Origin of the sequence: Scandinavium sp. UTDF21-P1B (assembly GCF_040750395.1) — a bacterium.
In the GTDB taxonomy this organism is placed as follows: domain Bacteria; phylum Pseudomonadota; class Gammaproteobacteria; order Enterobacterales; family Enterobacteriaceae; genus Scandinavium.
Genome location: NZ_JBFLVD010000012.1, coordinates 145786 through 171152 on the forward strand (window position 1 = coordinate 145786; position 25367 = coordinate 171152).

Here is a 25367-nt window from a genome sequence, read left to right on the forward strand (position 1 = left end):
AGAGATAACGCCATGGAATTAAAGGATTATTACGCCATTATGGGCGTGAAGCCGACGGACGATCTCAAGACGATTAAGACCGCCTACCGCCGACTCGCCCGCAAGTATCACCCCGACGTCAGCAAAGAGCCCGATGCCGAAGCGCGCTTTAAGGAAGTGGCCGAGGCTTGGGAAGTACTCAGCGATGAACAGCGCCGCTCGGAATATGACACCCTCTGGCAGCACCGTAACGACCCGCAGTTCCACCAGCAGGCGCACGCCGGCTCCGGTCAGCAGCACGGCTACAGTCAGGAAGAGTTCGATGACATCTTTTCCTCAATCTTCGGCCAGCGCGCCCAGCAATCTCACCAACGCCATACCGCTCGCGGTCACGATGTGGAAATTGAGGTCGCCGTCTTCCTGGAAGAGACCCTCGAGGCCCACACGCGCTCTATCAGCTATAAGCTCCCTGTCTACAACGTGTTCGGCATCGTCGAGCAGGAAATCCCGAAAACGCTCAACGTCAAAATCCCGGCAGGCGTCGGCGACGGGCAGCGCATCCGCCTGAAGGGCCAGGGCACGCCGGGCGAAAACGGAGGACCAGCGGGCGATCTGTGGCTCATCATCCGCATTGCGCCGCATCCGCTATTTGATATCGTCGGCCACAACCTGGAAATCGTGCTACCGCTTGCGCCGTGGGAAGCCGCGCTGGGAACGAAAGTCACCGTACCGACGCTCAAGGATTCCATTCTGCTGACCATTCCGCCGGGCAGTCAGGCCGGGCAGCGGCTGCGCATCAAGGGCAAAGGCCTGGTGAACAAACAGCACACCGGCGATCTGTTCGCGGTGATAAAAATCGTGATGCCGCCGAAAGGCGATGAGAAAACGGCCGCGCTGTGGCAACAGTTGGCAGATGCACAATCCACCTTTGAGCCACGCCAGCAGTGGGGGAAAAATCATGGCTAATGTGACACTCACTTTCACCGTGACGGAGTTTTGTCTGCACACCGGCGTCTCCGAAGAGGAGCTCGACGAAATTGTGGGTCTGGGCGTCATTGAACCCGACACCGGCACTGACAAATGCTGGCTGTTTGACGATCGCGCAGTCACCATCGTGCATCGCGCGCTCCGCCTGCGCCGCGAACTGGCGCTCGACTGGCCTGGCATCGCCGTGACCCTAACGCTGCTCGAGGAGAATGAACGCCTGAAGCAGGAAAACCGGCTGCTGCTCCAGCGGCTTGGGCGCTATCTCTGACGGACACCCTTTGACACAAAGCCAGCCTGCGGGCTGGCCCATTTTCGCCCACCTTCCTTTATACTTCCTCCATTCCTTTGCAGACGACGCATTCTCATCATGACGACTTTTGTTGCCAGACGTGACTGGCGTATCCCGGCAGCCATGGTGCTTATCACCATACTGATAGCCCTCGCCTTCCAGCTGCACGCCCACTGGCCCGCCTTTCTTCAGTGGTGTCTCGCCACGCAAATCACGCTGCACCGCTATCTGGTGATGTACCTGCTGCAGCTAAATAACCACCAGTACAGCGGCGGCCTGTGGCTGCTGGTTGGCTCGTTCATCTATGGTGTGCTGCACGCCATCGGCCCAGGCCACGGCAAGTTTATTGTCACAACCTATCTCAGCACCCACCAGGAGAGCCAGATGGCCGCACGTGTCGTGCCGTTTATCGGCAGCCTGATGCAGGGCGTCAGCGCTATTGCGTTCGTGTTTATTCTGGCGGTAGGAATGAATCTGGCCTCCGGCGATCTCAGTGAAAGCCGCTGGTATATCGAGAAGATCAGCGCCGTGCTGATCGGCAGCTTCGGGGCTTTCGTCATCTGGCAAACGCTGAAAAGCCTTAAGCCTGAGACCATGAATATTCACAGCCTGACGCCAGTACGGGATCACGTTCACGGTGCGGAATGCGGCTGCGGCCATCATGGCGTGGGCACCGATCTCACTCATGCCGACTGGAAAACCCGTGCGGGCATCGTGCTGGCCATCGGCGCGCGCCCTTGCAGTGGAGCGATCATGATTCTGCTGTTCTCCAATGCGCTCGGGATCGTCACCTGGGGGATCATGGCCGTGATGACGATGGCGTTTGGCACTGCGCTTTCAATTTTCGGCCTGTCTCTGGCGGTTCGCTACGCCCGCGAGCGCACGGTGGCGTGGTTTGGTGAGGGTTCGGAGCAGATTCGCTGGCTGGTACCCACGGTGAAAATCATCGGCGGAGCGCTGATTATCCTCTTTGCCGTGGTGCTGTTTTTGACGGTCATTCCGATCAGCGCCAACGGCGACTACATCGCCGCAGGCTGTTAAGAGAATTGCCCGGTGACGCAGGCTTACCGGGCCTACAAAACATCACAGCATGTTGATGTTGTAGGCCGGATAAGCAAAGCGCCATCCGGCAATACAGCGCTTCAGGAAATTATTCGTTAATGCGCGGATGCTGGTCCACCAGCGTTGAGCGTTTCGCCTGCAGCTCTTCAATCTCTGCATCAATATCTTCAATTTTCTGTTCGATATTGTCGTGATGCTCACGCAGAATTTCCTTCGCTTCCTGAATATCCGATGCCGCAGGGGTTGCGCCCTTCAGCGGTCGGTTGGCGGTTTCCTTCATGGTGATACCGGTCAGCAGTCCAACAACCGCAATCACCATCAGGTAATACGCAGGCATCATCAGATTCTGCGTGAACTCCACCAGCCATGCCGCCAGCGTTGGCGTCAGACCCGCAATCAGCACCGAAATGTTGAATGCGCTCGCCAGCGCGCTATAGCGGATATGCGTCGGGAACATCGCAGGCAACGACGACGCCATTACGCCGATAAAGCAGTTGAGGATCACCGCCAGCAGCAGCAAACCGGCAAAAATCAGCGCGGTCACGTTGCTGTTAATCATAATAAATGCCGGAATCGCACAGACGAACAGCAGCACGCTGCCCACCAGAATGAACGGACGACGGCCAAAACGGTCGCTCAGCATCCCGATAATCGGCTGCACAAACAGCATCCCGACCATGATGGCGATAATAATCAGCACGCCGTGGTCTTCAGAGTAATGCAGGTTGTGTGACAGGTAGCTCGGCATGTAGGTCAGCAGCATGTAGTAGGTGACGTTAGTTGAAATCACCATCCCCACGCAGACCAGCAGTGCACGCCAGTGCTTGGTTGCAATCTCTTTAAACGAGACTTTCGGCCCTTCCTGCAGACCCTGACGATCGCCCTGCTCCATTTTATCAACGTGCTGCTGGAACGCCGGGGTCTCTTCCAGCGCATGACGCAGGTAGAGGCCGATGATCCCAAGCGGCAGCGCCAGGAAGAACGGCAGACGCCAGCCCCAGTCGAGGAAGTTATCTTCACCAACAATGGTGGAGATCAGCACCACCAGGCCGGCACCGAGCACGAAGCCCGCAATCGAACCAAAGTCGAGCCAGCTGCCCATAAAGCCACGTTTACGGTCCGGAGAATACTCCGCCACGAAAATCGACGCGCCGGTGTACTCACCGCCTACCGAGAAGCCCTGTGCCATCTTACACAGCAGCAGCAGGATCGGTGCCCAGATACCAATCGTGGCGTAACCCGGTATCAGACCGATACAGAAGGTACTGAGCGACATGATAATAATGGTGATGGAGAGTATTTTCTGACGACCGTATTTATCGCCTAACATCCCGAAGAACAGACCGCCAAGGGGGCGGATCAGGAAGGGAACGGAAAAGGTCCCTAAAGCGGCAATCATCTGAACGCCGGGATCAGCATCCGGGAAGAAGACCTTACCGAGGGCATAAGCCACAAAGCCATAAACACCGAAATCGAACCATTCCATCGCATTACCGAGCGACGCGGCGGTAATCGCCTTGCGCAGCTTGCTGTCGTCGATGATGGTGACATCGCGCAGCGTAATCGGCTTAACTTTTTTCCTTTTTAGCATGTTGTCCTCATTAACTATCGCCGTGAGCGCACACCAGGGGAGACGAACGCAAAGGTTCGCGCGGGTGCGGTAGTGGGGCGGTAAAATGGCCGGGCCCCACATTTCAAGCGTAGCAGGTTTACTTACACTGGCTGCTCACAGCCTGTACAACCGAACCTGTTGACGCCTGCTCTGGCAGTAAAAGATTCTGACCAAAACCTCTATGTATAGTGATACTTCCTTTCTTACCCTAACAGCGTTTATATGTGTGATCAACTTCACGAAAAATGTTACCCACTGTTAAGTTGATTCATGAAACGTCAAAAAGTTCAAATCAGCCCTAAGCCATTTCTTATTTTTGCCCCGATATTGCAGTTGCCAAAAACGTCGGCCTTTCCGCGCATTACGTATTACTAAGACTTTTATTTACATCTTAAACAACCGCTTTTCACCAACGTTTCTTTACATATCTCTTACCCCCAACAACCTTAAAAATACATGCTTAAGGCTTTTCTCCGAATATGTGATCAATACAACTAAAACACTGTTTTATTTTAATTGAATTACTATTCCAATGATCGCATTATAGCGCCAGAGCAACACCACAGCGCGCTGCGCATAAAACCAGACAAGCTACCTCTGCTTAGTTTTAATCATATAAACAAACAGATACCCGATCTCACGTCGGCCATTTTGTTGACCCTATTATTTATGTCTTCCCGGCCTCAAGGCTGTGGGAAGCGAGGACCGGAAATGAAAATAAAAGCCACGATTGAACGCATCCCTGGCGGAATGATGTTAGTCCCGTTGCTGCTCGGGGCACTATTAAATACCCTCGCGCCGGACGCCGGAAATTATTTTGGGTCGTTCACAAAAGGCATGATTGGTGGAACGGTGCCGATCCTCGCCGTCTGGTTTTTCTGTATCGGCGCCTCGATTGATTTACGTGCCACCGGTACGGTATTGCGCAAATCCGGCACGCTGGTGCTCACCAAAATAGCGGTCGCATGGGTGGTGGCAATGATTGCCGCAGCCTTTATTCCGGACGAAGGGATTCAGACCGGCTTCTTCGCCGGATTATCCGTACTGGCGCTGGTATCCGCCATGGACATGACCAACGGTGGCCTGTATGCCAGCCTGATGAATCAGTACGGCTCAAAAGAAGAATCAGGTGCTTTCGTGCTGATGTCTCTGGAGTCCGGCCCGCTGATGACCATGGTGATCCTCGGATCCGCAGGCCTTGCCTCCTTTGAGCCGCACCACTTTATCGGTGCCGTACTGCCCTTCCTGATTGGCTTTGCGCTGGGCAACCTCGACCACGATCTGCGCGCCTTCTTCAGCAAGGCAACGCCAGTGCTGATTCCGTTCTTCGGCTTCGCACTCGGCAACACCATCAATCTGAGCGTCATCATGGACACCGGCCTGCTGGGCATTGTGCTTGGCGTGGCGGTGATTATCATCACGGGCATTCCGTTGATCATTGCCGACCGGGTGATTGGCGGCGGGAACGGGACTGCGGGCGTCGCGGCCTCTTCAGCGGCAGGCGCGGCGGTGGCAAACCCGGTGATTATCGCTCAGATCAACCCGGCCTTTGAACCGGTTGCCGCCTCGGCAACGGCGCTGGTGGCCGCAAGCGTAATTGTCACCGCGATTCTGGTGCCGATTATTACCGCGCTCTATGCCAAACGCTTCGGCAATCTACCAACAAAGCAGCCGGAAGCTGTGGCAGCAGAATCTCTTCACCATTAATAAGACACACGCCGGGTGGCGGTTCCGCCTTACCCGGCCTACGAAACAGGCAATTTTATCGCATGCCGGGCAAACGAAGTGCCGCCCGGCAATCAAACCTCATCCACAAACAGCTCTTCGATCATCGCGTCCACCAGACGAGCCGCTGAACAAAGCCGTGGCATCCCCAGCGTCACCGGCTGCCAGGTTTGCGTCACCGACCAGCACACGGGCTGACGCACTGCATCACAGCGGCTGCCAAGCCACGCCAGCATCTCTTTATAATCCATCAGGCCAGGTGACGTGGGCGAAGCCAGCCACTGGTGGTAAAAATGGCGCGTTTCCGTCGCCGCGCCGATGCCTTCGGCGAGATACTGTGACGTCATTTTTCGCAGGCTGTCTCTCAGCAGGCCTCGCACCCCGGCATTCGCCAGCCGCCAGGCATCACCAAATGCGCCCCAGCGCAGCTCCTCCAGCACAATGAAACAGCGCCCTGCCAGCGACCAGCCGTCATACTGTCCGGCGTGCCAGCGGGTAAACACCTCGTCGCTGTGCTGGCCCGACTCAACCATCAGCCCACGCTGTGTCAGCGCACGCTGCTTGTATTCGGCACGCTGGCTAAACTGCTCGCTGACCAGGCCATATTGCTGGCGCAGCTCCGGCGAGCCGTGGCTTCTGGTCTGTAAAAGCTGTAAATAGCGGCTCATGCGCGCCAGCGCCAGATGACCGGGATCGAACTGGCTGGCGAGCTTCTCCGCAAGGCCGAGACGCATGACGGGGTTATCGCTAAACAGCCCCGCCACGGACCACGGCCGCAGATGGGTCTGCGCCACGATCTCATTCATCAGACGCTCACGAAACTGTTGCTGCTGGGGGGCGAGGGTGTGCTGCCGGGGGTTTTCTATCCCCAGCACCAGATCGACCATAAATCGGGCATGGAGGGATTCAAGCCAGCGGCCCGGCCCCTCCAGCAATCGCGTGTTCATCTCTGTTCAGCCGCAAAAAGGGTTTGAATATCATCGCGCAACAGGCGCGCATCCTCTTCAATCCAGCGTACCGTTGCCAGGCCCTGCGTGAGCTGCTGGCAAAGGGCGTTTACCGTGGACTGATGCTGCTGGCGTAACGTCAGGCTCTCCTGCAAACTTTTCTGCAAACCACCCAGGCTTTGTGAAAACTCGGCAAAGAAGGCCGTCATGCCCGCCGTAACAGAGACATCGACATCCGCCGCCAAAGCTTTAAGGATTTGTGCGCAGAAGGTCGACACGCTGTCAATAATTCGCCCCTTAATGGCATCAACATCAACGATATAGCGCGTTTTTGTCATCACCCAGGTGTCCGAGCCCCAGTTCGGATTGTTCAGCCAGCGGCTGACCGTTTCCCGCACCCCGCCGCGCACGTTGCCCATTGGCAAATCTTCGGTCGCAACGGTGCCGTTAAACCACTGCGGCATAGTGATTTGCAGGGAGCCTGACTGAAATACCGGGAGCGCTATCCGCGTGCGGAACCCGGCACGCTGCAGCTCCTCTTTTACGTGAGATTCAATCGGCCTGAGCGCGTCGTCCAGCGAGCGGCTTAGCGACGTTTCCAACTGGCCCAGGCGCAGCGACAGCTCGCGAATCAGGCTTTGCTGGCAGGTGAATACCGTGCTTTCACAATCGGCGCGAATAAGGCTAAGCAGACGGTGCGCTTGCGCCTCGTCCTCCAGAATCAACTCACCACGGTTATTCTGCTGCGACCCGTTCACCTCCACTCCGTTGGCAAGACTCATCACCCGCAGATTCTCGACGCTAAAGCAGCGCTCAATCAGCTGTAAAATTTCCTGTTGTTGCCCGCTAATAAAGGCTTCTGCGGCCTCCATCGCCTGCCCGACTTCATGACTTATCTCTTCACTGACCACGCGCTGGCGCCCCCCAAACTGCGCCATATCCTCTTCCAGACGGGCAATATTCTCCTGAAGCTGCCCGGCGGCCATCGTCAGCCCTTGCAGGCGAAACTCCAGGAAATCCCGTGCATTTTGTGAGTAGTTCAGCAGCTTATGCGAGGCCGAACGCAATGCGAACAGCGAGGCGTTGGCGTGGGCCGCGTGCAGCAGCTTATTGATCGGCTTTTCGAACAGAGAGTCTTCCCACAGCAGATCGGCGGCATGGCGAATATGAGGAACATCATCCAGATCGGCGGTGCGCCAGCGTCGCCCCAGCGCCGCCTCGGCAAAATCCTGCACCCAGCGCTGCTCCTGATGATCGGGCAGTTTTCCGTAGATATTCAGCTCATGGCGGGCACGGTTGGCCAGATAGCCCCACATCGATGACACCGGGAAAATCTGCCCCGGCGTGATAAACCCTTTCATCAGCGTGCCGGAAATCATCGCCCGAACCTGGTCTTCATCGTCGCTGTTGCGATCCTTCTGATCGAACTTATTAACCAGCGCATACAGCGGCACCGACTTGCTGATCGCGGCAATGGCCTGGCGCACTTCCTGATCGGAAATCGACTTCAGCTGGGTGTAGTCCATCACCGCCAGCACCGCGGAGGCGCGGGCCAGCTGTTCGTTGAGCATTTTTTGCAGATGTGGCTGCCCGGCCTCATTTGGCCCCGGCGTGTCCAGAAGCGTCAGTTGCCCGGCGTTTTTACCCAGCCCCGCCAGATGAACAAATTCCACCTCAATCACCGGAATATGCTCAATTGCCGCGTAGTCGGCAAAGGGAAAATCAACGTCCATTGCCCGGGAGAGGCGCACCAGATCGTTGAGGCTTTTCAGACACTGAAAAATAGGCTGCGCGCCGAGATAATGTTTTTCAAACGCGACACCGCCGATAATACGTTCGAGCAGCGCGTTCATGTCCTTATCAATTTCTAACTTAAGCGCCAGCTTTGTTCTGTCGACGTAGCCGAGTTTCTCCTGCAGCTCGTGCATTAAACGTTCTATGGGTTCCACATGAATAAAGTTCAGTACGGGTTCTTTTTGACCCGGCGCATGACGAATAAGCGTTGGTAGTGCCGTCATCGGGCGATTACGGTTGGGTAAAACCTCAGTGCCGACAATGGCATTAATGGTGGTGGACTTTCCCGCTTTCATTGTGCCGACAATGGCCAGCACCATTTCCAGACGGGTAATTTTACGCAGCTCGTTATTCAGCATGCCCTGCTGCGTAGTCAATAAATGCGTTCCCGGATGACGTTCTGGCGCCCCCGTCAGGGCCTGTACGTCGCTCAACGCATGGCCCGGAAGTCCGCTCACGGTATCGAGATGTCGTAATGCCAGCTGAAGCAAACGCTCAGCTTCCTGACTCAGTTCAAATATTGTCTGTGTGTACATGGTTAAAGTATTCCCTTAACGCAAATTTAATAACTTTTATTAGTCAGACTTTTTTATTTCCCGATTTTAATTTCTTATATAATTATCCGTACCCACGGCAGAATTCGCAGAGCGTAAACAATCAGGAGATATACAGAGTAGCGCCATACGCCACATCCGACAGGATATATTGCGTATAAACTTCCTGACGAAAGAGCAAGAATAAGATAGCGCCGGGTAATAATCAGATATGTGATCTTCACCATAACGTAAACTGCATTTGTCGGCAATTTGGAAACGGAGAAATTTGTACAGACGGAGGCTGATGTTACAAAGCCGAAGGTAAATAGTCCCGACAAGCATGGGGATATGCAGTATAATACTCATACTTTTAGCGCTCAGCGGCAGTTTCTCCGGTCTGTGGCGCATTTTCAATTATTATGAGGTTCCTATGTCTCTGCCACATTGCCCAAAATGCAACTCTGAATATACCTATGAAGACAACGGCATGTTTATCTGCCCGGAATGCGCCCACGAATGGAACGACGCCGAGCCTGCTCAGGACAGCGATGCGCTTATCGTGAAAGACGCAAACGGCAACCTGCTGGCCGACGGCGACAGCGTCACCGTGGTAAAAGACCTGAAAGTGAAAGGCAGCTCTTCGATGCTTAAAATCGGCACAAAAGTGAAGAATATCCGCCTCGTTGAGGGCGATCACAACATCGACTGCAAAATTGACGGTTTTGGCCCGATGAAGCTGAAATCCGAGTTCGTGAAGAAAAACTGATCCCTCGACACGATCGCCCGGTGGTGGCCACGCCTTACCGGGCCTGTGAGGTAATGCTGGTTTTGTAGGCCCGGCAAACAACGTGCCGCCGGGCATTTCCTCCCGCCGCCCCAACTTTTACCGCCTGGTTACTTTTCCATCACATAGCTACACTTACCGGGTCAATTCAGACCGAGGTCGTGGTTATGCCTTTAAGTCCCTACATCTCTTTTGCCGGTAACTGCAAAGAAGCCCACGCTTTTTATCAGCAGGCGCTAAACGCAGAAGTCGGTTACGTCATTACCTTTGGTGAAATGCCAAAATCGGAAAACAGCGACGAAGACTGTCCGTCCGCCCTGTCTTTTCCGCCCGAGGCTATCGCCCACTCCAACGTACGTATCGCGGGCAGCGACATCATGATGAGCGACGGCACGCCTGGCAGCGTCAGCTATTCCGGCTTCACGCTGGTACTCGACACTCAGGACGTCAACGAAGGGAAGCGCTGGTTCGATGGGCTCGCGCAGGGAGGCAAGGTCGAAATGGACTGGCAGGAAACCTTCTGGGCACACGGATTTGGCAAAGTCGTCGATCAATTCGGCGTGCCGTGGATGATAAACGTCGTCAAACAGCAGCAGTAACCTCCTTCAGGGCGAGGCCACTCGCCCTGTCACACGACTCACCTTAACTCTTCATCTCTCAGTCACCGTGCCTTAACGGCGCTGTCATATTGCCTCGTCACGATGTGGACAATTCCCCCTCACCCCGCCCCTCTCCCCGGAGGGGCAAGGGAGAAAAACCACTGCACCTTGTTATACCGAAGCACCTTACTGTTCCCTCTCCCTTACAGGGAGAGGGCTAGGGTGAGGATTACAGGCCAGGCATACGTTGAAGAGGTCTACCTTATGATCAACTTGTCCAGACATCCGACCAGTTATCCGACGCGCTACGAGGAGATTGCCGCGAAGCTCGAGCAGGAGCTGCGCAACCAGTACCGCTGCGGCGACTACCTTCCGGCCGAACATCAGCTGGCGGCGCGTTTTGAAGTCAACCGCCATACCCTTCGCCGCGCCATCGATCAGCTGGTGGAAAAAGGGTGGGTTCAGCGCCGTCAGGGCGTGGGCGTGCTGGTGCTGATGCGCCCGTTCGATTACCCGCTCAACGCTCAGGCCCGCTTCAGCCAGAACCTGCTCGATCAGGGCAGCCACCCGACCAGCGAAAAGCTGCTGTCGGTGCTGCGCCCGGCCTCTGGTCACGTGGCGGATGCGCTGGGGGTTCAGGAAGGCGACAACGTTATCCACTTGCGCACCCTGCGTCGGGTCAACGGCGTCGCGCTGTGCCTCATCGATCACTACTTTGCCGACATGCAGTTCTGGCCTGCGCTGCAGCGCTTCAACAGCGGCTCGCTGCACGATTTTCTGTATGCCGAACTGGGCCTGGGCCTGACGCGCACCCAGACGCGAATCAGCGCCCGTCGCGCCCAGGCAAAAGAAAGCAAGGTCCTCGAAATTCCGAACATGGCGCCGCTGCTGTGCGTGCGCACCCTGAACCACCGTGAAAGCGAAGCGAACGCGGCGGAGTACTCCGTCAGCCTGACCCGCGCCGACATGATTGAATTCACCATGGAGCACTGAATGCCCTTCGATACCGCAACCCGCCAGCGCTGGATGTCGGCGCTGGCCCACAGCGAGCCCGCTGCACTCGCTGCCCGCATGCAGGCGCTACGGCTCTCGCCTGAGTATGAAACCCTGCGCACGCCCGAAAGCGGGCTGGTGCAAATCCAGGCCCGGATGGGTGCCACGGGCTCCCGCTTCTTCGCCGGAGACGCCACGCTGACCCGCGCCGCTGTGCGCCTGGCTGACGGGACGATCGGCTACAGCTGGATCCTCGGGCGCGATAAAGCCCACGCCGAACGCTGCGCGCTTATCGATGCCCTGCTGCAAACCGAATCCCGGTTCCGGACCCTGATGGAAACCTTAATTGCCCCGCTGGAAGCCGAACGCGAAGCGCGCATTGCCGCGCGTCAGGCAGAAGTGAACGCCAGCCGGGTGGACTTCTTTACCTTAGTGCGTGGAGACAACGCATGACGCTTTCTACCGAACTGAAAACCGCTTTCCCGCTTCCGGTGCAGGATGCCCAACACAGTTTTCGCCGTCTGCTGAAGGCCATGAGCGAGCCCGGCGTGATTGTGTCGCTGCATCAACATAAGCACGGCTGGCAGCCGCTCTCACCTGCCACCACCAGCGTACTGCTGACGCTCGCCGATAACGATACGCCGGTGTGGCTCTCCGGCCCGCTGGACAACGACATCGCCCGTCAGAACCTGCGTTTTCACACCAACGCGCCTTTAGTGGAACAGCCGCACCACGCGCTGTTCGCCGTGACCGATGCCTCTATCAGCACCGAACAGCTGAATGCGCTCTCGGCAGGCAGCGCCATCGCTCCGGAAACCAGCGCCACGCTGATTGTGCAGCTGAACAGCCTGAGCGGTGGCCGCATGCTGCGCCTGACCGGCGCGGGCATTCAGGAAGAGCGGATGATCGCCCCACAGCTGCTGGCGTGCATTCTGCATGAGCTGACCGAACGCCCGCACCCGTTCCCGCTGGGCGTTGACCTGATTCTGACCTGCGGCGACCGCCTGCTGGCCATCCCGCGTACCACTCACGTGGAGGTTTGCTGATGTACGTTGCCGTCAAAGGGGGCGAAAAGGCCATCGCCGCCGCGCACGCTTTGCAGGAGCAAAAACGCCGTGGTAATCCGGCCCTGCCAGAGATTACCGTGGAGCAAATCGAGCAACAGCTCAACCTCGCCGTTGACCGGGTGATGACCGAAGGCGGCATCGCCGACCGCGAACTGGCAGCGCTGGCGCTGAAGCAGGCCAGCGGTGATAACGTCGAAGCCATCTTCCTGCTGCGCGCATACCGCACCACCCTTGCAAAACTCGCCGTCAGCGAGCCGATTAACACCGCCGACATGCGCATCGAGCGCCGTATCTCCGCCGTGTACAAGGACGTGCCCGGCGGCCAGTTGCTTGGCCCCACCTACGATTACACGCATCGCCTGCTGGATTTCGCCCTGCTGGCGAACGGCGAAACGCCTGGCGTTCGCCCGGGCGATGAACAGCCCGCCGCCTCGCCGCACGTGTTCAGCCTGCTGACCCACCAGGGACTGGCGAAAGCCGAAGAAGATACCGGCGCCACGCCGGACGATATCACCCGCACGCCGCCGGTTTATCCGTGCTCACGCGCTTCCCGCCTGCAACAGCTGATGCGCGGCGACGAAGGCTATCTGCTGGCACTGGCCTACTCCACGCAGCGCGGCTACGGGCGTAATCACCCGTTTGCAGGGGAAATCCGCAGCGGCCACGTTAACGTGGAAATTGTGCCGGAAGAGCTGGGTTTTGCAGTGAACGTCGGCGAACTGCTGATGACCGAATGCGAAATGGTCAACGGCTTTGTCGCCCCGGAAGAGGAAGCGCCTCACTTCACGCGCGGCTACGGGCTGGTGTTCGGCCTCAGCGAACGTAAAGCAATGGCGATGGCGCTGATGGACCGGGCGCTTCAGGCACCGGAGTACGATGAGCACGTTGCGGGCCCGGCGCAGGACGAGGAATTCGTGCTGGCCCACGCCGATAACGTCGAAGCCGCAGGATTCGTCTCACACCTCAAACTGCCCCACTACGTCGATTTCCAGGCCGAACTGGAACTGCTTAAACGCCTGCAACAGGAGCGCAACCGTGGCTAATCTCAGCGGCTATAACTTCGCGTATCTCGACGAACAAACCAAGCGCATGATCCGCCGCGCCATTCTGAAAGCCGTCGCCATTCCCGGCTATCAGGTGCCGTTCGGCGGGCGTGAAATGCCGATGCCTTACGGCTGGGGCACCGGCGGTATTCAGCTCACCGCAAGCGTTATCGGCGAAGCGGACGTGCTGAAGGTGATTGACCAGGGTGCCGACGACACCACCAACGCAGTCTCTATCCGTAACTTCTTTAAACGTGTTACCGGGGTCAATACCACGGAAAAAACCGAAGACGCGACGCTTATCCAGACGCGTCACCGCATTCCCGAAACGCCGCTGGTTGAGGATCAGATTCTGATTTTCCAGGTACCGATTCCGGAGCCTCTGCGCTTTATCGAGCCGCGCGAAACCGAAACCCGCACCATGCACGCGCTGGAAGAGTACGGCGTGATGCAGGTGAAGCTGTACGAAGATATCGCCCGCTTCGGCCACATCGCCACCACCTACGCCTACCCGGTGAAGGTCAACAACCGCTACGTCATGGACCCGTCGCCGATCCCAAAATTCGACAACCCGAAAATGGACAATATGCCCGCGCTGCAGCTGTTCGGAGCCGGTCGCGAGAAGCGTATCTACGCTGTGCCGCCGTATACCAAAGTGGAAAGCCTCGACTTCGACGATCATCCGTTCACCGTCCAGCAGTGGGATGAGCCCTGCGCCATCTGCGGCTCGCGCCACAGCTACCTCGATGAAGTGGTGCTCGACGACACCGGCAAACGGATGTTTGTCTGCTCCGATACCGACTACTGCCGCCAACAGAGCGAGGCGCTAAACCAATGAATCAGCCGCTACTTTCGGTCAATAACCTGACCCACCTTTATGCGCCAGGCAAAGGCTTCACCGACGTCTCGTTTGAGCTGTGGCCTGGCGAAGTCCTCGGTATCGTCGGCGAATCCGGCTCCGGCAAAACCACGCTGCTGAAGGCCATTTCCGCACGCCTGGCCCCGCAGCAGGGCGAAGTGGTTTACGAAAACCAGTCGCTGTACGGCATGAGCGAAGGCAAGCGCCGTCGCCTGCTGCGCACCGAATGGGGTGTCGTCCACCAGCACCCGATGGACGGCCTGCGCCGCCAGGTTTCGGCGGGCGGCAACATCGGCGAGCGCCTGATGGCCACCGGGGCGCGCCACTACGGCCACATTCGCGAAACCGCGCAGCAGTGGCTGGAGGCGGTGGAAATCCCGCCATCACGCATCGACGAACTGCCGACGACGTTCTCCGGCGGCATGCAGCAGCGCCTGCAAATCGCCCGCAACCTGGTGACGCACCCGAAGCTGGTGTTTATGGACGAGCCCACCGGTGGCCTTGACGTCTCCGTGCAGGCGCGCCTGCTCGACCTGCTCAGAGGCCTGGTGGTGGAACTGGATCTGGCGGTGGTGATTGTCACCCATGATTTGGGTGTCGCCCGCCTACTGGCAGACCGACTGATGGTGATGAAGGAGGGCCAGGTGGTGGAAAGTGGCTTAACCGACCGCGTGCTCGACGACCCGCACCATCCGTATACCCAGCTACTGGTGTCGTCCGTATTGCAGAACTGACTTTTTGTCGGGTGGCGGCTTTGCCTTACCCGACCTACAGCGCCATATATTTGTAGGCCGGGTAAGCGCAGCGCCACCCGGCAATCAGAATCACGAGGCCAACATGATTCGCGTTGAAAACCTGAGTAAAACCTTCGTCCTGCATCATCAAAACGGCATTCACCTGCCGGTGCTCTGGAAAGCCGAACTGACCGTCGACGCCGGGGAATGCGTCGTACTGCATGGCCATTCCGGCAGCGGAAAATCAACTCTCTTACGCTCCCTGTACGCCAACTATCTGCCGGACACGGGCCACATTCACGTGAGGCACGGTGATGAGTGGGTCGATTTAGTCACCGCTCCGGCGCGCAAAGTGCTGGAAGTGCGCAAAACCACCATCGGCTGGGTAAGTCAGTTCCTGCGCGTGATCCCACGTATTTCGGCGCTCGACGTCGTTATGCAGCCGCTGCTGGATCTCGGCGTACCTCGCGATGAGTGCTATGTCAAAGCCGCGAGTCTGTTAACGCGCCTGAACGTGCCGGAACATTTGTGGCACCTGCCGCCCTCAACCTTCTCCGGCGGCGAGCAGCAGCGCGTCAACATCGCCCGTGGGTTTGTCGTTGACTACCCGATTCTGCTGCTTGATGAACCCACCGCCTCGCTGGATGAAAAGAACAGCGCCGCCGTGGTTCAGCTTATCGACGAAGCCAAGGCGCGCGGCGCGGCGATCGTCGGCATTTTCCATGATGAAGCGGTGCGCTCCCGCGTCGCCGACCGCCTGTACCCGATGGGAGCCGCAGCATGATTATCAACAACGTGAAGTTAGTGCTGGAAAATGAAGTGGTTCACGGCTCCATTGATATTCAGGACGGCGTGATCCGTACCTTCGCCGAAACCCAAAGCCAGAATCCGCAGGCAATGGACGGCGAAGGCGGCTGGCTGCTGCCGGGGCTCATTGAGCTGCACACCGACAACCTTGATAAATTCTTCACCCCGCGCCCGAAAGTCGACTGGCCCGCGCATTCGGCAATGAGCAGCCATGACGCGCTGATGGTGGCAAGCGGCATCACCACCGTGCTGGACGCGGTGGCGATTGGCGACGTACGCGACGGCGGCGATCGTCTGGAAAACTTAGAGAAGATGATCAACGCCGTCGAGGACACGCAAAAGCGCGGCCTCAACCGCGCCGAGCATCGCCTGCACCTGCGCTGCGAGCTGCCGCATTTCACCACCCTGCCGCTGTTTGAAAAGCTGGTCGACCGGGAGCTGGTGTCGCTGGTTTCCCTGATGGATCACTCGCCGGGCCAGCGCCAGTACGCCGACCGTTCGAAATATCGCGAGTACTATCAGGGCAAATATCACCTGACCAACGAGCAGATGGCGCGTTTCGAAACCGAGCAAACCGCGCTGGCAGAGGAGTGGTCGTATCCGAACAGAATGGCCATTTCCGAAGCCTGCCGCGCGCGTAATATTGCGCTGGCAAGCCACGACGATGCTACGCACGAGCATGTTGTGGAATCGCATCAGATTGGTAGCGTGATCGCAGAATTTCCCACCACGTTCGAAGCCGCGCACTCTTCCCGCCAGCTTGGAATGAACGTGCTGATGGGTGCCCCGAACATCGTGCGCGGCGGCTCGCATTCCGGCAACGTGGCGGCACATGAACTGGCCTCACGCGGCCTGCTCGATATTCTCTCGTCTGACTATTACCCGGCGAGCCTGCTGGACGCCGCGTTCCGCATCGCTGACGACGATCGCAATGCGTTCAACCTGCCTCAGGCGATTCACCTCGTCACGCGCAACCCCGCGCGGGCGCTTAATCTCTCCGACCGTGGCGTGATTGCCGAAGGCAAACGCGCGGACCTGGTGCTGGTGCACCGCAAAGGCGAGCACGTGCATATCGACCACGTGTGGCGCCAGGGCAAGAGGGTGTTCTGATGACGGGAAGACTTATCTGGTTAGTCGGCCCGTCCGGGTCAGGGAAAGACAGCCTGCTGGCGGCGTTACGCCAGCAGGAACACGCACAGATGCTGGTCGCTCATCGCTACATTACCCGCCCAGCCAGTGCCGGAAGCGAAAACCATATCGCGCTCAGCGAGCATGAATTTTTCACCCGCGCCGAGCGCCAGCTTTTCGCCCTGAGCTGGCACGCCAACGCGCTGTACTACGGCGTCGGCATTGAAATCGACGTCTGGCTGCACGCCGGGTTTGACGTGGTGGTGAACGGTTCTCGCGCCCATCTGCCGCAGGCGAAGGCCCGCTATGCCAATGCGCTGCTGCCGGTGTGTTTGCAGGTGTCACCCGATGTGCTGCGCAGCCGCCTCGAACAACGCGGAAGGGAAACGCAAAAAGAGATAGCACAGCGGCTCGATCGCGCCGCACGCTACACGCCCACCGGCTGTTTAATGCTGAACAACGACGGCAGTCTGCTACAGTCTGTGGACACCTTTTTGCAGATGATCCGCACTCATGGAAACCAGAAAGAGAGCCAGCATGTCCTGTGACCTTCGCCCCGCAAGCCTCGCCGATACCGAAGCCGTTTATGGCCTGATTTGCGAGCTGAAAAAGAAAGCCTATGACCGCAACACCTTCGCGGCGGGCTTTGCCGCGAACCTTAACAACCCGCAGCAGCGCTATCAGTTGGCCGAGGTAAGCGGCGAAGTCGTCGGGCTTATCGGTATCCAGATCATGTTCCCGCTGAACCTCAACTGCTGGATTGGCGAGATTCAGGAGCTGGTCGTCCTGCCGCAGATGCGCGGCCTGAACGTTGGTAAACGGCTTCTGGCATGGGCCGAAGACGAAGCCCGCAAAAACGGCGCCAGCCTGATGGAGCTCTCCAGCGGCAAGGTCCGTACCGATGCGCACCGTTTCTACCAGCGAGAAGGGTACGAGCAGAGCCATTTTCGGTTTAAGAAGACGCTGTGAACAATTGCCCGGCGGCACTGCGTTTGCCGGGCCTACGGTTTTGTAGGCCGGGTAAGGCAAAGCCGCCACCCGGCGCTCTCTGACGAGGTGACCCATGAACCTGTCCATTCGCCTGACCGGCACCGGCGGCGCGCAGCTGGTGCCCGCCTTCGGCTGTGAATGCAAAGCCTGCCAGCGCGCACGGCTCAACTCCGATTTTCGCCGTCGCCCATGCAGCGGTGAAGTGCGCTACAACGGCGCTGTCACGCTACTGGACGCGGGGATCCCTGACCTGATGGACCATCATGCAGCAGGCAGCTTCCGCCAGTTTTTGCTCACCCATTATCATATGGATCACGTGCAGGGCCTGTTTCCGCTGCGCTGGGGCGTGGGTGATAAAATCCCCGTTTACGGGCCGCCGGACGAGCAGGGGTGTGACGATCTCTTTAAGCATCCCGGCCTGCTCGATTTCAGCCACGTCGTCGAGCCGTTTGTGGTGTTTGAACTGCAGGGCTTGCAGGTCACACCGCTGCCGCTCAACCATTCAAAACTCACCTTCGGCTACCTGCTGGAATCCGCCCACAGCCGGGTGGCGTGGCTCTCGGACACCGCCGGGCTGCCGGAAAAAACGCTGAAATTTTTACTCAACAACCGCCCGCAGGTGACGATCATCGACTGTAGCCACGAGCCGCGCACGGAGCCGCCGCGCAATCACTGCGATCTGAACACGGTTATGGCGATCAACGAGATCGTCCGCTGCCCGCGCGTGGTGCTGACGCACATCAGCCATCAGTTTGACGCGTGGATGATGGACAACCCGCTGCCGGAAGGCATCGAAGCGGGATTTGACGGAATGGACATTGTGGTGGATTAGCGGTCGTACTCTTCCCGCAGCTGATTTTCTTCGTCATCGAGCTGACGGCGCTCCTGGTCGAGCTGACGCTGCCTGTCGTCTAACTGGCGACGCCTGTCTTCAAGCTGACGGTAGCGGTCATCATACTGACGGCTGCGTTCGGTATTCTGCGGGCGATCGCTGTCATCGTCGTCGCGATCGTCGTGATAAACGCGATCGCTGTCCGGTTTGTACGCGTCGTTGATCGCCTGCTGAATGTTGCCGATCGCATCATCAATGATATCGGCATGCGCCAGCTGGCTTGCCAGGGAGAGCGTGCAAAACAGCAGCGCCGTTGCGGGTCGTTTCATCGGATCAGGCTCTGGAGTGAACTGACCTCAGCCTAATCAATGCCCATAACGGCGAGTAGCGGACGAATCTCAATTACGTCTGCGCCTGACGCAGCGCCTGTGCAAGCTGCGTTCGGGTAAAGGGTTTTCGCAGCAGCGCCACGTCCGGCAGCTGCGGGTTGTTTGCCGGACGCAGATCCTGACCGCTGATCATCAGCACGGCGACCTGCGGATGGTAAGTGCGCGCGTGATTCACCACTTCCGCACCGCTCAGCCTGCCCGGCAGCATCAAATCACTTATCAGCATCGCTATCTCTTCTGAGGCATCAAGTAGCGCGATAGCCTGATCGCCGTCGGCGGCCTCCAGCGTCAGCCAGCCCAGCTGGTGCAGCTGTTCGCACAGAGTCTGACGCACGTCGGTTTCGTCCTCCAGCACCAGCGCCAGCCGTTCGGCGGGTAGCTCATCGGCCACGATGGCTTCCGGCAATCGTTCCACTGCCTGTAGCGTCGAACGTGGCAGCTGTAGCCGTACCGTGGTGCCCTGCCCCGGCGCGCTCTCGATTTCCACCCGCCCGCCGGACTGGCGGACAAACCCGTAGACCATCGACAGCCCGAGTCCGCTGCCGCTGCCGGTCTGCTTAGTGGTGAAGAACGGCTCGAACACCTGCGTCTTTACCTCCTGCGACATGCCGCTGCCGTGGTCGATCACCTCAATGGCCACCATATCCTGCCTGCGCCCGTCGCTGCGGGTGACGCGCTGATTCCAGGTGCGAATTTTGATAACGCCGGACTGCCCGTCCATCGCATCGCGGGCGTTCATCACCAGGTTGATAATGGCGTTCTCAAGCTGACCAACGTCGATCCACGCCGACCAAGCCGGGCTTTGGGCCTCAATATCCAGCGTCAGCGTGGAGGGCAAGGAGTGGCGCATCAGTTCGCCGAGGTTCTCCAGCAGTCCCTTCATCTCAACGGCGTGCGGATGCAGCGACTGCTTACGCGAGAACGCCAGCAGGCGCTGGGTAAGCAGGGCTCCGCGCTCGGCGGCTTTCAGCGCCCGGGAGATACGCGCCTCATCGTCTTCGTTCGGCTTCACCAGCTCGAGGCTGCCGACAATCACCGCCAGCAGGTTATTGAAATCGTGGGCCAGGCCACCGGTCAGCTGTCCGACCGCCTTCATTTTCTGGCTGTGCAGCAGGGCATCCTCCAGCCCCTGGCGCTCGATGCGATCGAGCTCCATCTGCGTTGTCTTTTGCTTCAGCAGCCTTGAGGCGTGCTCAAGCGAAGCGGTGTTGCGGGCAAATACGCTGAAGGCACGCGCCAGTTCACCCAGCTCATCGCGCCGCTGCAATGCAGGCACGGAAACGTCCTGCTCGCCGTGGGCCAGCCGCGACATCGCCGAGGAGATGGCGTTCAGGTTCGAGCCCAGGTTGCGATAGATATACCAGCCCGCAAAGCCGGTGATGATCAGCGCCAGCAGGGCAAAGCTGACGATCAGGTCAACAATCGACCCCAGCTCGCGATGGCTTTCGGCCACGCGTTGTTCGGATGAACGCGCCACCTGCATCACGTACTGATTGATGTCGTCGTTGAGGATGGCGACCAGCGCTTTGATGTGGAACATGTACCAGCTGATAGCCAGATCGCTTTGCTCAAGCTTTACGGAGAGCGGCGCCAGCTTGTGCAGCTCAGCGTTAAAGTCCGGCAGGATAAAGGCGATGGGAAGATCGGCGCTTGCCTGCGGCACGCCAGCCATCACCACGTCCAGCTGACGCACCACCGAACGCGGCGTCGGCGTTTCAATTGCCGCCGTCATCAGCCGATCCATTTCCTTCAGCAGGCGCTCATCCAGCGAACCTTCGCCAGGACGCTGGTTAATCGTTTCCAGATGTCGCAGATAGCTCTGATTCTGATAGAGGGAACTTAGCAGAGCGTTACGCTCAAGATGGCGCTGCTGGCCGCGCTGTAGCATCCCTTCCACGCTTTGCTGAAGTTCATTGCTGCGCTGGATAATACGCTGCACCAGCTCCGGTTCATGGCTTGCCAGGGGTGCGGCGGCCAGCTGGTCGAGAGAGTGTTTCAGCGCGCTTTGCGTTGCCTGTAAACGCTCCGCTTCACCTTTGTATTCCAGCGCGCCAACGACCTGTGAAAGCCGCACCGCCGCCGTCGCCACGTTCGCCGTATCGCGCGCCAGGTTCATGCTGCTGGTGACGTCATCAAAGGTCTGCTGCTGCACCTGCTCCTGGATCTGACTGGCGTGACGAAAGCCCAGCACCGCCGCCGCACTCACCATCAGCGTCACCGCCACCACCAGCAGGTTGAAAAACAGCAGGCGGCCGCGGGCGCTGGTAAAGAACGAGGGTTGGCGTAGTGGCATGGTATCTCCGTTTGTGAGCTTCGTGCATACCCTCTCCCCGGCCCTCTCCCAAAAGGGAGAGGGAGAAAACCAAACCGGCTCCGGTCGCGTAAGGGAGAATGCCGATCGGTTCCCTCTCCCTCCGGGAGAGGGTCAGGGAGAGGGCTGACTGTGACCCGAATCAAATTCCCCGCACTATGACAAATATGAACGGCCTCTGACATTTTGCATTTACTTTCCTGTGATGGACTGCTGATATCGACCTTCCCTCAGGAGTTGCGCCATGAATCAGACGCCGGTACTTGAGATGCGCAATATCGCCAAAGCGTTCGGCAAGTTTTATGCGCTGAAAGGCGTGGATTTAACGGTATTTCCCGGCGAAATCCACGCCCTGATGGGGGAAAACGGCGCAGGCAAAAGCACGCTAATGAAAATCCTCGCCGGGGCCTATACCGCCACCAGCGGCGAGATCCTGATCGACGGCAAGCCCCGCGCTATCAAAGGGCCGAAAGATGCGCTGGCAGCGGGCATTACCCTGATTTATCAGGAGATGCAGCTGGCCCCAAATCTAACCGTCGCTGAGAACATTTTCCTCGGCAGCGAGCTGTCCCGGGGCGGGCTGGTACAGCGGAGAACCATGGTCGCTCAGGCGCAGGAGGTCATTAACCGCTTCGGAGCACAGTTCAAAGCCACCGATCGGGTAATGAAGCTCACCATTGCCGAACAGCAGCAGGTGGAGATCGCCCGCGCGCTGCACCGCAATAGCCGCATTCTGGTGATGGATGAACCCACCGCGGCCCTCTCCTCCCGCGAAACCCATCGCCTGTTCGAACTCATTTTGCGCCTGCGCGACGAAGGGATGGCAATCATCTACATCAGCCACCGCATGGCGGAAGTGTATGAGCTCTCCGACCGCGTCAGCGTCCTGCGCGACGGGCAGTACGTTGGCAGCCTGATGCGCGACAAGCTCAACGCCTCCGAGCTGGTGCGCATGATGGTGGGCCGCCCGCTGAGCGATCTGTTCAACAAAGAGCGTGATATTCCCCACGGCCAGCCGCGCCTCAACGTTCATCATCTGACGGACGGCGGCAAAGTACAGCCATGCAGCCTGCTGGTGCGCTCTGGCGAAATCGTCGGCCTGGCAGGCTTAGTGGGTGCGGGCCGCTCCGAACTGGCGCAGCTGATTTTCGGCGTGCGTAAAGCCACCGGCGGCGTGATTGAAGTGGACGGCGAACCCGTGCTTATTCACTCCCCGCGCGAAGCTATTGATTTAGGCATCGGCTTCCTCACCGAAAACCGCAAAGAGCAGGGGCTGTTCCTCGAACTGGCTGCGCAGGAAAACATCACCATGGCGACGCTCGAGCGTGACGCGCATTACGGCATGCTCGATCGCAAAAAGGCGCAAAGCATTTCCGACGACGCCATTAAATTGCTGAATATTCGCGTGCCGCATTCCCAGGTGCGGGCGGGCGGCCTGTCCGGCGGCAACCAGCAGAAGCTGCTGATCTCCCGCTGGGTGGCCATTGGCCCGCGCATTCTGATCCTCGATGAACCAACGCGCGGCGTGGACGTCGGCGCGAAAAGCGAGATCTACCGCATCATGAACCAGATGGCGCGTCAGGGCGTGGCCATCCTGATGATCTCCAGCGAGCTGCCGGAAATCGTCGGCATGAGCGACCGGGTGTACGTCATGCGCGAGGGCAGCATTGCCGGTGAACTGCTGAACCACGACATCACCCAGGAAAATATTATGACGCTCGCCACGGGCGTGAACGAATCCCACCACCAGGCGGTACAACCATGACCACGCAAAAAGAGAATTCCGTGCCTTCGCCGCAGCAGGTGGCAAAAACCTCGGCCCGCAAAATGCTGATGGGCGATCTGATGCAGACCGTGGGGATCCTGCCGATCCTAATCCTGATTGTGGCGGTATTTGGCTTCGTTGCGTCGAACTTCTTCACCGAAAGCAATCTGCTGAACATTACCCGCCAGGCGTCGATCAACATCGTGCTGGCAGCGGGGATGACCTTCATCATTCTCACCGGCGGGATAGACCTTTCCGTGGGTTCCATTTTGGGCACCACGGCGGTGGCGGCAATGGTGGTATCGCTGATCCCTGAATTTGCCATGCTCTCAATTCCCGCCGCGCTGATGCTCGGCCTGCTGCTCGGGCTGTTTAATGGCGCACTGGTCGCTTTCGCCGGACTGCCGCCGTTTATCGTCACGCTCGGCACCTATACGGCGCTGCGCGGTGCGGCTTATCTGCTGGCGGACGGCACGACGGTGATCAACTCCAATATCAGCTTCGAATGGATCGGCAACGACTATCTCGGGCCCATTCCGTGGCTGGTAGTGATCGCGCTGGCGGTGATCGTGGTGTGCTGGTTCATCCTGCGCCGCACCACCCTCGGCGTTCACATTTACGCGGTCGGGGGCAACATGCAGGCGGCGCGCCTGACGGGCATTAAGGTGTGGCTGGTGCTGTTGTTTGTGTATGGCATGAGCGGCCTGCTCTCCGGGCTCGGCGGGGTGATGAGCGCCTCGCGGCTCTACAGCGCCAACGGCAACCTCGGCATGGGCTACGAGCTGGACGCCATCGCGGCGGTGATTCTCGGCGGCACCAGCTTCGTCGGCGGCATCGGCACCATCACCGGCACGCTGGTGGGGGCGCTGATTATCGCCACGCTCAACAACGGCATGACGCTGATGGGCGTCTCCTACTTCTGGCAACTGGTGATCAAAGGGGCGGTGATCATCATTGCGGTACTGATCGACAAATACCGTACCCGACACCATCAAAGTGCATAAACCTGCCGGATGCGGCGTGTCCGCCTATCCAGCCTACCGATCCGTAGGCCTGATAAGCGCAGCGCCATCAGGCACTCACAACAAAAAGTACTCTACATGAGGAAAGTCATATGCGTTTGAAGCCCATTGCTATTACGCTCTGTGCGGGAGCGCTGCTAACCGCAGCGCCGTTCACCCAGGCCAAAGAGCTGAAGTCCATCGGCGTGACGGTCGGCGACCTTGCCAACCCGTTCTTCGTGCAAATAACCAAAGGGGCTGAGCTGGAAGCCCGCAAACTGGCTGGCGATAACGTGAAGGTGACGCTGGTCTCCAGCGGCTACGATCTCGGCCAACAGGTCACGCAGATCGATAACTTTATCGCCGCGAAGGTCGATATGATCATTCTTAACGCCGCGGATTCCAAAGGCATTGGCCCGGCGGTGAAGCGCGCGAAAGAAGCGGGGATCGTGGTCGTGGCGGTTGACGTGGCGGCCGAAGGGGCCGACGCAACCATCACTTCCGATAACACCCAGGCGGGCGAAATGGCCTGTAAATACATCACCGATCGCCTGAACGGCAAAGGCAACGTGGTGATCATCAACGGGCCGCCGGTTTCCGCCGTGCAGAACCGCGTAGAAGGCTGTCAGACCGAGTTCAAAAAGCATCCTGACATCAAGGTGCTGTCTGACAACCAGAACGCCAAAGGCAGCCGCGAAGGCGGGCTGGAGGTGATGACTTCGCTGCTGGCAGCGAATCCGAAGATCGACGGCGTGTTCGCGATTAACGATCCAACGGCGATCGGTGCCGATCTGGCCGCGAAACAGGCGCAGCGTAAAGAGTTCTTTATCGTCGGTGTCGACGGCAGTCCGGACGGTGAAGAAGCGCTGAAGCGCGAGAACTCGCTGTTTGTGGCAACGCCTGCGCAGGATCCGCAGGTAATGGCAGCAAAAGCGGTGGAAATCGGCTATGACATACTACAGGGCAAACCTGCGCCGAAAGAGCCCGTGCTGATCCCGGTGACGTTAATCGATAAGAAAAACATCGGAACGTATAAGGGCTGGACGGTTAAGTAAGGATTGTGCAGCCACTTCCCCTCACCCCGGCCCTCTCCCCAAAGGGGCGAGGGGAAACGTCAAAACCGCACCGTACAGT

Annotated in this window: 25 protein-coding genes; 20 read left to right on the forward strand and 5 right to left on the reverse strand. The window is 58.5% G+C overall.

The features are described from left to right. Positions 1 to 12 precede the first annotated feature (12 nt). The 3 genes from cbpA to AB1287_RS09100 all read left to right on the forward strand — a co-directional run bounded on the left by cbpA (position 13) and on the right by AB1287_RS09100 (position 2296). Positions 13 to 945: a curved DNA-binding protein gene (cbpA, locus tag AB1287_RS09090; RefSeq protein ID WP_435617573.1), complete on the forward strand. Its 933-nt coding sequence runs from the start codon at positions 13 to 15 to the stop codon at positions 943 to 945. Beyond that, positions 938 to 1234: a chaperone modulator CbpM gene (gene cbpM / locus AB1287_RS09095; protein ID WP_312627624.1), complete on the forward strand. Its 297-nt coding sequence runs from the start codon at positions 938 to 940 to the stop codon at positions 1232 to 1234. Before cbpA ends, cbpM begins: the two co-directional genes overlap by 8 nt. A gap of 99 nt (positions 1235 to 1333) precedes the next feature. Continuing rightward, a complete protein-coding gene (locus AB1287_RS09100) occupies positions 1334 to 2296 on the forward strand; it encodes a nickel/cobalt transporter (RefSeq protein ID WP_312627623.1) in 963 nt (320 codons plus the stop codon). Between the two features lie 109 nt (positions 2297 to 2405). Here the strand turns inward: AB1287_RS09100 and proP are convergent, their stop codons facing one another. Then, entirely contained in the window at positions 2406 to 3908 is a 1503-nt protein-coding gene (proP, locus tag AB1287_RS09105; protein WP_312627622.1) for a glycine betaine/L-proline transporter ProP, read from the reverse strand. A 732-nt stretch (positions 3909 to 4640) separates the two neighbouring features. Here proP and kdgT point away from each other — a divergent pair. After that, positions 4641 to 5636: a 2-keto-3-deoxygluconate transporter gene (gene kdgT / locus AB1287_RS09110; RefSeq protein WP_435617574.1), complete on the forward strand. Its 996-nt coding sequence runs from the start codon at positions 4641 to 4643 to the stop codon at positions 5634 to 5636. 92 nt (positions 5637 to 5728) lie between these two features. On the opposite strand, the gene AB1287_RS09115 is transcribed toward kdgT, so the two are convergent. Together AB1287_RS09115 and crfC are read right to left on the reverse strand one after the other, a co-directional pair. After that, on the reverse strand, positions 5729 to 6601 hold the full coding sequence (locus tag AB1287_RS09115) for a diguanylate cyclase regulator RdcB family protein (RefSeq protein WP_435617575.1): 873 nt from the start codon (positions 6599 to 6601) through the stop codon (positions 5729 to 5731). Continuing rightward, positions 6598 to 8931, reverse strand: a complete 2334-nt coding sequence (gene crfC, locus AB1287_RS09120; protein ID WP_435617576.1) for a clamp-binding protein CrfC — start codon at positions 8929 to 8931, stop codon at positions 6598 to 6600. The genes AB1287_RS09115 and crfC overlap by 4 nt, the downstream gene beginning before the upstream one ends. A 430-nt stretch (positions 8932 to 9361) precedes the next feature. Here crfC and AB1287_RS09125 point away from each other — a divergent pair, with 430 nt between their 5' ends. The 13 genes from AB1287_RS09125 to phnP all read left to right on the forward strand — a co-directional run bounded on the left by AB1287_RS09125 (position 9362) and on the right by phnP (position 18767). Further along, complete coding sequence (locus AB1287_RS09125) at positions 9362 to 9697, forward strand: zinc ribbon domain-containing protein YjdM (protein ID WP_312627616.1); 336 nt, start codon at positions 9362 to 9364, stop codon at positions 9695 to 9697. 185 nt (positions 9698 to 9882) lie between these two features. Further along, positions 9883 to 10314 carry a VOC family metalloprotein YjdN gene (gene yjdN, locus AB1287_RS09130; RefSeq protein ID WP_312627614.1) on the forward strand — a complete coding sequence of 144 codons (432 nt, stop codon included), beginning with the start codon at positions 9883 to 9885 and terminating at the stop codon, positions 10312 to 10314. Positions 10315 to 10581: 267 nt separating this feature from the next. Continuing rightward, positions 10582 to 11307: a phosphonate metabolism transcriptional regulator PhnF gene (gene phnF / locus AB1287_RS09135; RefSeq protein ID WP_435617624.1), complete on the forward strand. Its 726-nt coding sequence runs from the start codon at positions 10582 to 10584 to the stop codon at positions 11305 to 11307. Beyond that, positions 11308 to 11760, forward strand: a complete 453-nt coding sequence (gene phnG / locus AB1287_RS09140) for a phosphonate C-P lyase system protein PhnG (RefSeq protein WP_312627613.1) — start codon at positions 11308 to 11310, stop codon at positions 11758 to 11760. It abuts the gene before it with no gap. Further along, positions 11757 to 12353 carry a phosphonate C-P lyase system protein PhnH gene (gene phnH, locus AB1287_RS09145; protein ID WP_435617577.1) on the forward strand — a complete coding sequence of 199 codons (597 nt, stop codon included), beginning with the start codon at positions 11757 to 11759 and terminating at the stop codon, positions 12351 to 12353. The genes phnG and phnH overlap by 4 nt, the downstream gene beginning before the upstream one ends. Continuing rightward, positions 12353 to 13417 carry a carbon-phosphorus lyase complex subunit PhnI gene (locus AB1287_RS09150; RefSeq protein WP_435617578.1) on the forward strand — a complete coding sequence of 355 codons (1065 nt, stop codon included), beginning with the start codon at positions 12353 to 12355 and terminating at the stop codon, positions 13415 to 13417. The genes phnH and AB1287_RS09150 overlap by 1 nt, the downstream gene beginning before the upstream one ends. Then, positions 13410 to 14255 carry an alpha-D-ribose 1-methylphosphonate 5-phosphate C-P-lyase PhnJ gene (gene phnJ, locus AB1287_RS09155; protein ID WP_435617579.1) on the forward strand — a complete coding sequence of 282 codons (846 nt, stop codon included), beginning with the start codon at positions 13410 to 13412 and terminating at the stop codon, positions 14253 to 14255. The genes AB1287_RS09150 and phnJ overlap by 8 nt, the downstream gene beginning before the upstream one ends. Then, positions 14252 to 15010, forward strand: coding sequence for a phosphonate C-P lyase system protein PhnK (gene phnK / locus AB1287_RS09160; protein ID WP_435617580.1), 759 nt, complete (start codon positions 14252 to 14254; stop codon positions 15008 to 15010). The genes phnJ and phnK overlap by 4 nt, the downstream gene beginning before the upstream one ends. 103 nt (positions 15011 to 15113) lie before the next feature. After that, on the forward strand, positions 15114 to 15794 hold the full coding sequence (phnL, locus tag AB1287_RS09165; RefSeq protein ID WP_435617581.1) for a phosphonate C-P lyase system protein PhnL: 681 nt from the start codon (positions 15114 to 15116) through the stop codon (positions 15792 to 15794). Further along, on the forward strand, positions 15791 to 16927 hold the full coding sequence (phnM, locus tag AB1287_RS09170) for an alpha-D-ribose 1-methylphosphonate 5-triphosphate diphosphatase (RefSeq protein ID WP_435617582.1): 1137 nt from the start codon (positions 15791 to 15793) through the stop codon (positions 16925 to 16927). Before phnL ends, phnM begins: the two co-directional genes overlap by 4 nt. Next, positions 16927 to 17493 carry a ribose 1,5-bisphosphokinase gene (gene phnN / locus AB1287_RS09175; RefSeq protein WP_435617583.1) on the forward strand — a complete coding sequence of 189 codons (567 nt, stop codon included), beginning with the start codon at positions 16927 to 16929 and terminating at the stop codon, positions 17491 to 17493. The genes phnM and phnN overlap by 1 nt, the downstream gene beginning before the upstream one ends. After that, positions 17483 to 17914, forward strand: a complete 432-nt coding sequence (phnO, locus tag AB1287_RS09180; RefSeq protein WP_435617584.1) for an aminoalkylphosphonate N-acetyltransferase — start codon at positions 17483 to 17485, stop codon at positions 17912 to 17914. The genes phnN and phnO overlap by 11 nt, the downstream gene beginning before the upstream one ends. Before the next feature lie 94 nt (positions 17915 to 18008). Next, positions 18009 to 18767 (forward strand): phosphonate metabolism protein PhnP, encoded by a 759-nt coding sequence (phnP, locus tag AB1287_RS09185; protein WP_435617585.1) that lies wholly within the window; start codon positions 18009 to 18011, stop codon positions 18765 to 18767. Here phnP and yjdP read toward each other — a convergent pair. Both yjdP and AB1287_RS09195 read right to left on the reverse strand, forming a co-directional pair. Continuing rightward, the gene (gene yjdP / locus AB1287_RS09190; RefSeq protein WP_312627602.1) at positions 18764 to 19096 is read right to left on the reverse strand and encodes a DDRRRQL repeat protein YjdP; all 333 of its coding nucleotides are present in this window, start codon (positions 19094 to 19096) and stop codon (positions 18764 to 18766) included. The genes phnP and yjdP overlap by 4 nt on opposite strands. 73 nt (positions 19097 to 19169) lie before the next feature. Further along, positions 19170 to 21449 (reverse strand): ATP-binding protein, encoded by a 2280-nt coding sequence (locus AB1287_RS09195; protein WP_435617586.1) that lies wholly within the window; start codon positions 21447 to 21449, stop codon positions 19170 to 19172. Between the two features lie 262 nt (positions 21450 to 21711). On the opposite strand from AB1287_RS09195, the gene AB1287_RS09200 reads away from it, so the two are divergent. The 3 genes from AB1287_RS09200 to AB1287_RS09210 all read left to right on the forward strand — a co-directional run bounded on the left by AB1287_RS09200 (position 21712) and on the right by AB1287_RS09210 (position 25288). After that, positions 21712 to 23232, forward strand: a complete 1521-nt coding sequence (locus AB1287_RS09200) for a sugar ABC transporter ATP-binding protein (protein WP_435617587.1) — start codon at positions 21712 to 21714, stop codon at positions 23230 to 23232. Continuing rightward, positions 23229 to 24236, forward strand: coding sequence for an ABC transporter permease subunit (locus AB1287_RS09205; protein ID WP_435617588.1), 1008 nt, complete (start codon positions 23229 to 23231; stop codon positions 24234 to 24236). Before AB1287_RS09200 ends, AB1287_RS09205 begins: the two co-directional genes overlap by 4 nt. A gap of 110 nt (positions 24237 to 24346) precedes the next feature. Then, positions 24347 to 25288: an ABC transporter substrate-binding protein gene (locus AB1287_RS09210; RefSeq protein ID WP_435617589.1), complete on the forward strand. Its 942-nt coding sequence runs from the start codon at positions 24347 to 24349 to the stop codon at positions 25286 to 25288. The last annotated feature ends 79 nt before the right edge of the window (positions 25289 to 25367 follow it).

Coding starts and splice junctions, on each gene's coding strand:
- cbpA (WP_435617573.1), top strand. CDS start 13: ATGGAATTAAAGGATTATTACGCCATTATGGGCGTGAAGCCGACGGAC.
- cbpM (WP_312627624.1), top strand. CDS start 938: ATGGCTAATGTGACACTCACTTTCACCGTGACGGAGTTTTGTCTGCAC.
- AB1287_RS09100 (WP_312627623.1), top strand. CDS start 1,334: ATGACGACTTTTGTTGCCAGACGTGACTGGCGTATCCCGGCAGCCATG.
- proP (WP_312627622.1), bottom strand. CDS start 3,908: ATGCTAAAAAGGAAAAAAGTTAAGCCGATTACGCTGCGCGATGTCACC.
- kdgT (WP_435617574.1), top strand. CDS start 4,641: ATGAAAATAAAAGCCACGATTGAACGCATCCCTGGCGGAATGATGTTA.
- AB1287_RS09115 (WP_435617575.1), bottom strand. CDS start 6,601: ATGAACACGCGATTGCTGGAGGGGCCGGGCCGCTGGCTTGAATCCCTC.
- crfC (WP_435617576.1), bottom strand. CDS start 8,931: ATGTACACACAGACAATATTTGAACTGAGTCAGGAAGCTGAGCGTTTG.
- AB1287_RS09125 (WP_312627616.1), top strand. CDS start 9,362: ATGTCTCTGCCACATTGCCCAAAATGCAACTCTGAATATACCTATGAA.
- yjdN (WP_312627614.1), top strand. CDS start 9,883: ATGCCTTTAAGTCCCTACATCTCTTTTGCCGGTAACTGCAAAGAAGCC.
- phnG (WP_312627613.1), top strand. CDS start 11,308: ATGCCCTTCGATACCGCAACCCGCCAGCGCTGGATGTCGGCGCTGGCC.
- phnH (WP_435617577.1), top strand. CDS start 11,757: ATGACGCTTTCTACCGAACTGAAAACCGCTTTCCCGCTTCCGGTGCAG.
- AB1287_RS09150 (WP_435617578.1), top strand. CDS start 12,353: ATGTACGTTGCCGTCAAAGGGGGCGAAAAGGCCATCGCCGCCGCGCAC.
- phnK (WP_435617580.1), top strand. CDS start 14,252: ATGAATCAGCCGCTACTTTCGGTCAATAACCTGACCCACCTTTATGCG.
- phnL (WP_435617581.1), top strand. CDS start 15,114: ATGATTCGCGTTGAAAACCTGAGTAAAACCTTCGTCCTGCATCATCAA.
- phnM (WP_435617582.1), top strand. CDS start 15,791: ATGATTATCAACAACGTGAAGTTAGTGCTGGAAAATGAAGTGGTTCAC.
- phnN (WP_435617583.1), top strand. CDS start 16,927: ATGACGGGAAGACTTATCTGGTTAGTCGGCCCGTCCGGGTCAGGGAAA.
- phnO (WP_435617584.1), top strand. CDS start 17,483: ATGTCCTGTGACCTTCGCCCCGCAAGCCTCGCCGATACCGAAGCCGTT.
- phnP (WP_435617585.1), top strand. CDS start 18,009: ATGAACCTGTCCATTCGCCTGACCGGCACCGGCGGCGCGCAGCTGGTG.
- yjdP (WP_312627602.1), bottom strand. CDS start 19,096: ATGAAACGACCCGCAACGGCGCTGCTGTTTTGCACGCTCTCCCTGGCA.
- AB1287_RS09195 (WP_435617586.1), bottom strand. CDS start 21,449: ATGCCACTACGCCAACCCTCGTTCTTTACCAGCGCCCGCGGCCGCCTG.
- AB1287_RS09200 (WP_435617587.1), top strand. CDS start 21,712: ATGAATCAGACGCCGGTACTTGAGATGCGCAATATCGCCAAAGCGTTC.
- AB1287_RS09205 (WP_435617588.1), top strand. CDS start 23,229: ATGACCACGCAAAAAGAGAATTCCGTGCCTTCGCCGCAGCAGGTGGCA.
- AB1287_RS09210 (WP_435617589.1), top strand. CDS start 24,347: ATGCGTTTGAAGCCCATTGCTATTACGCTCTGTGCGGGAGCGCTGCTA.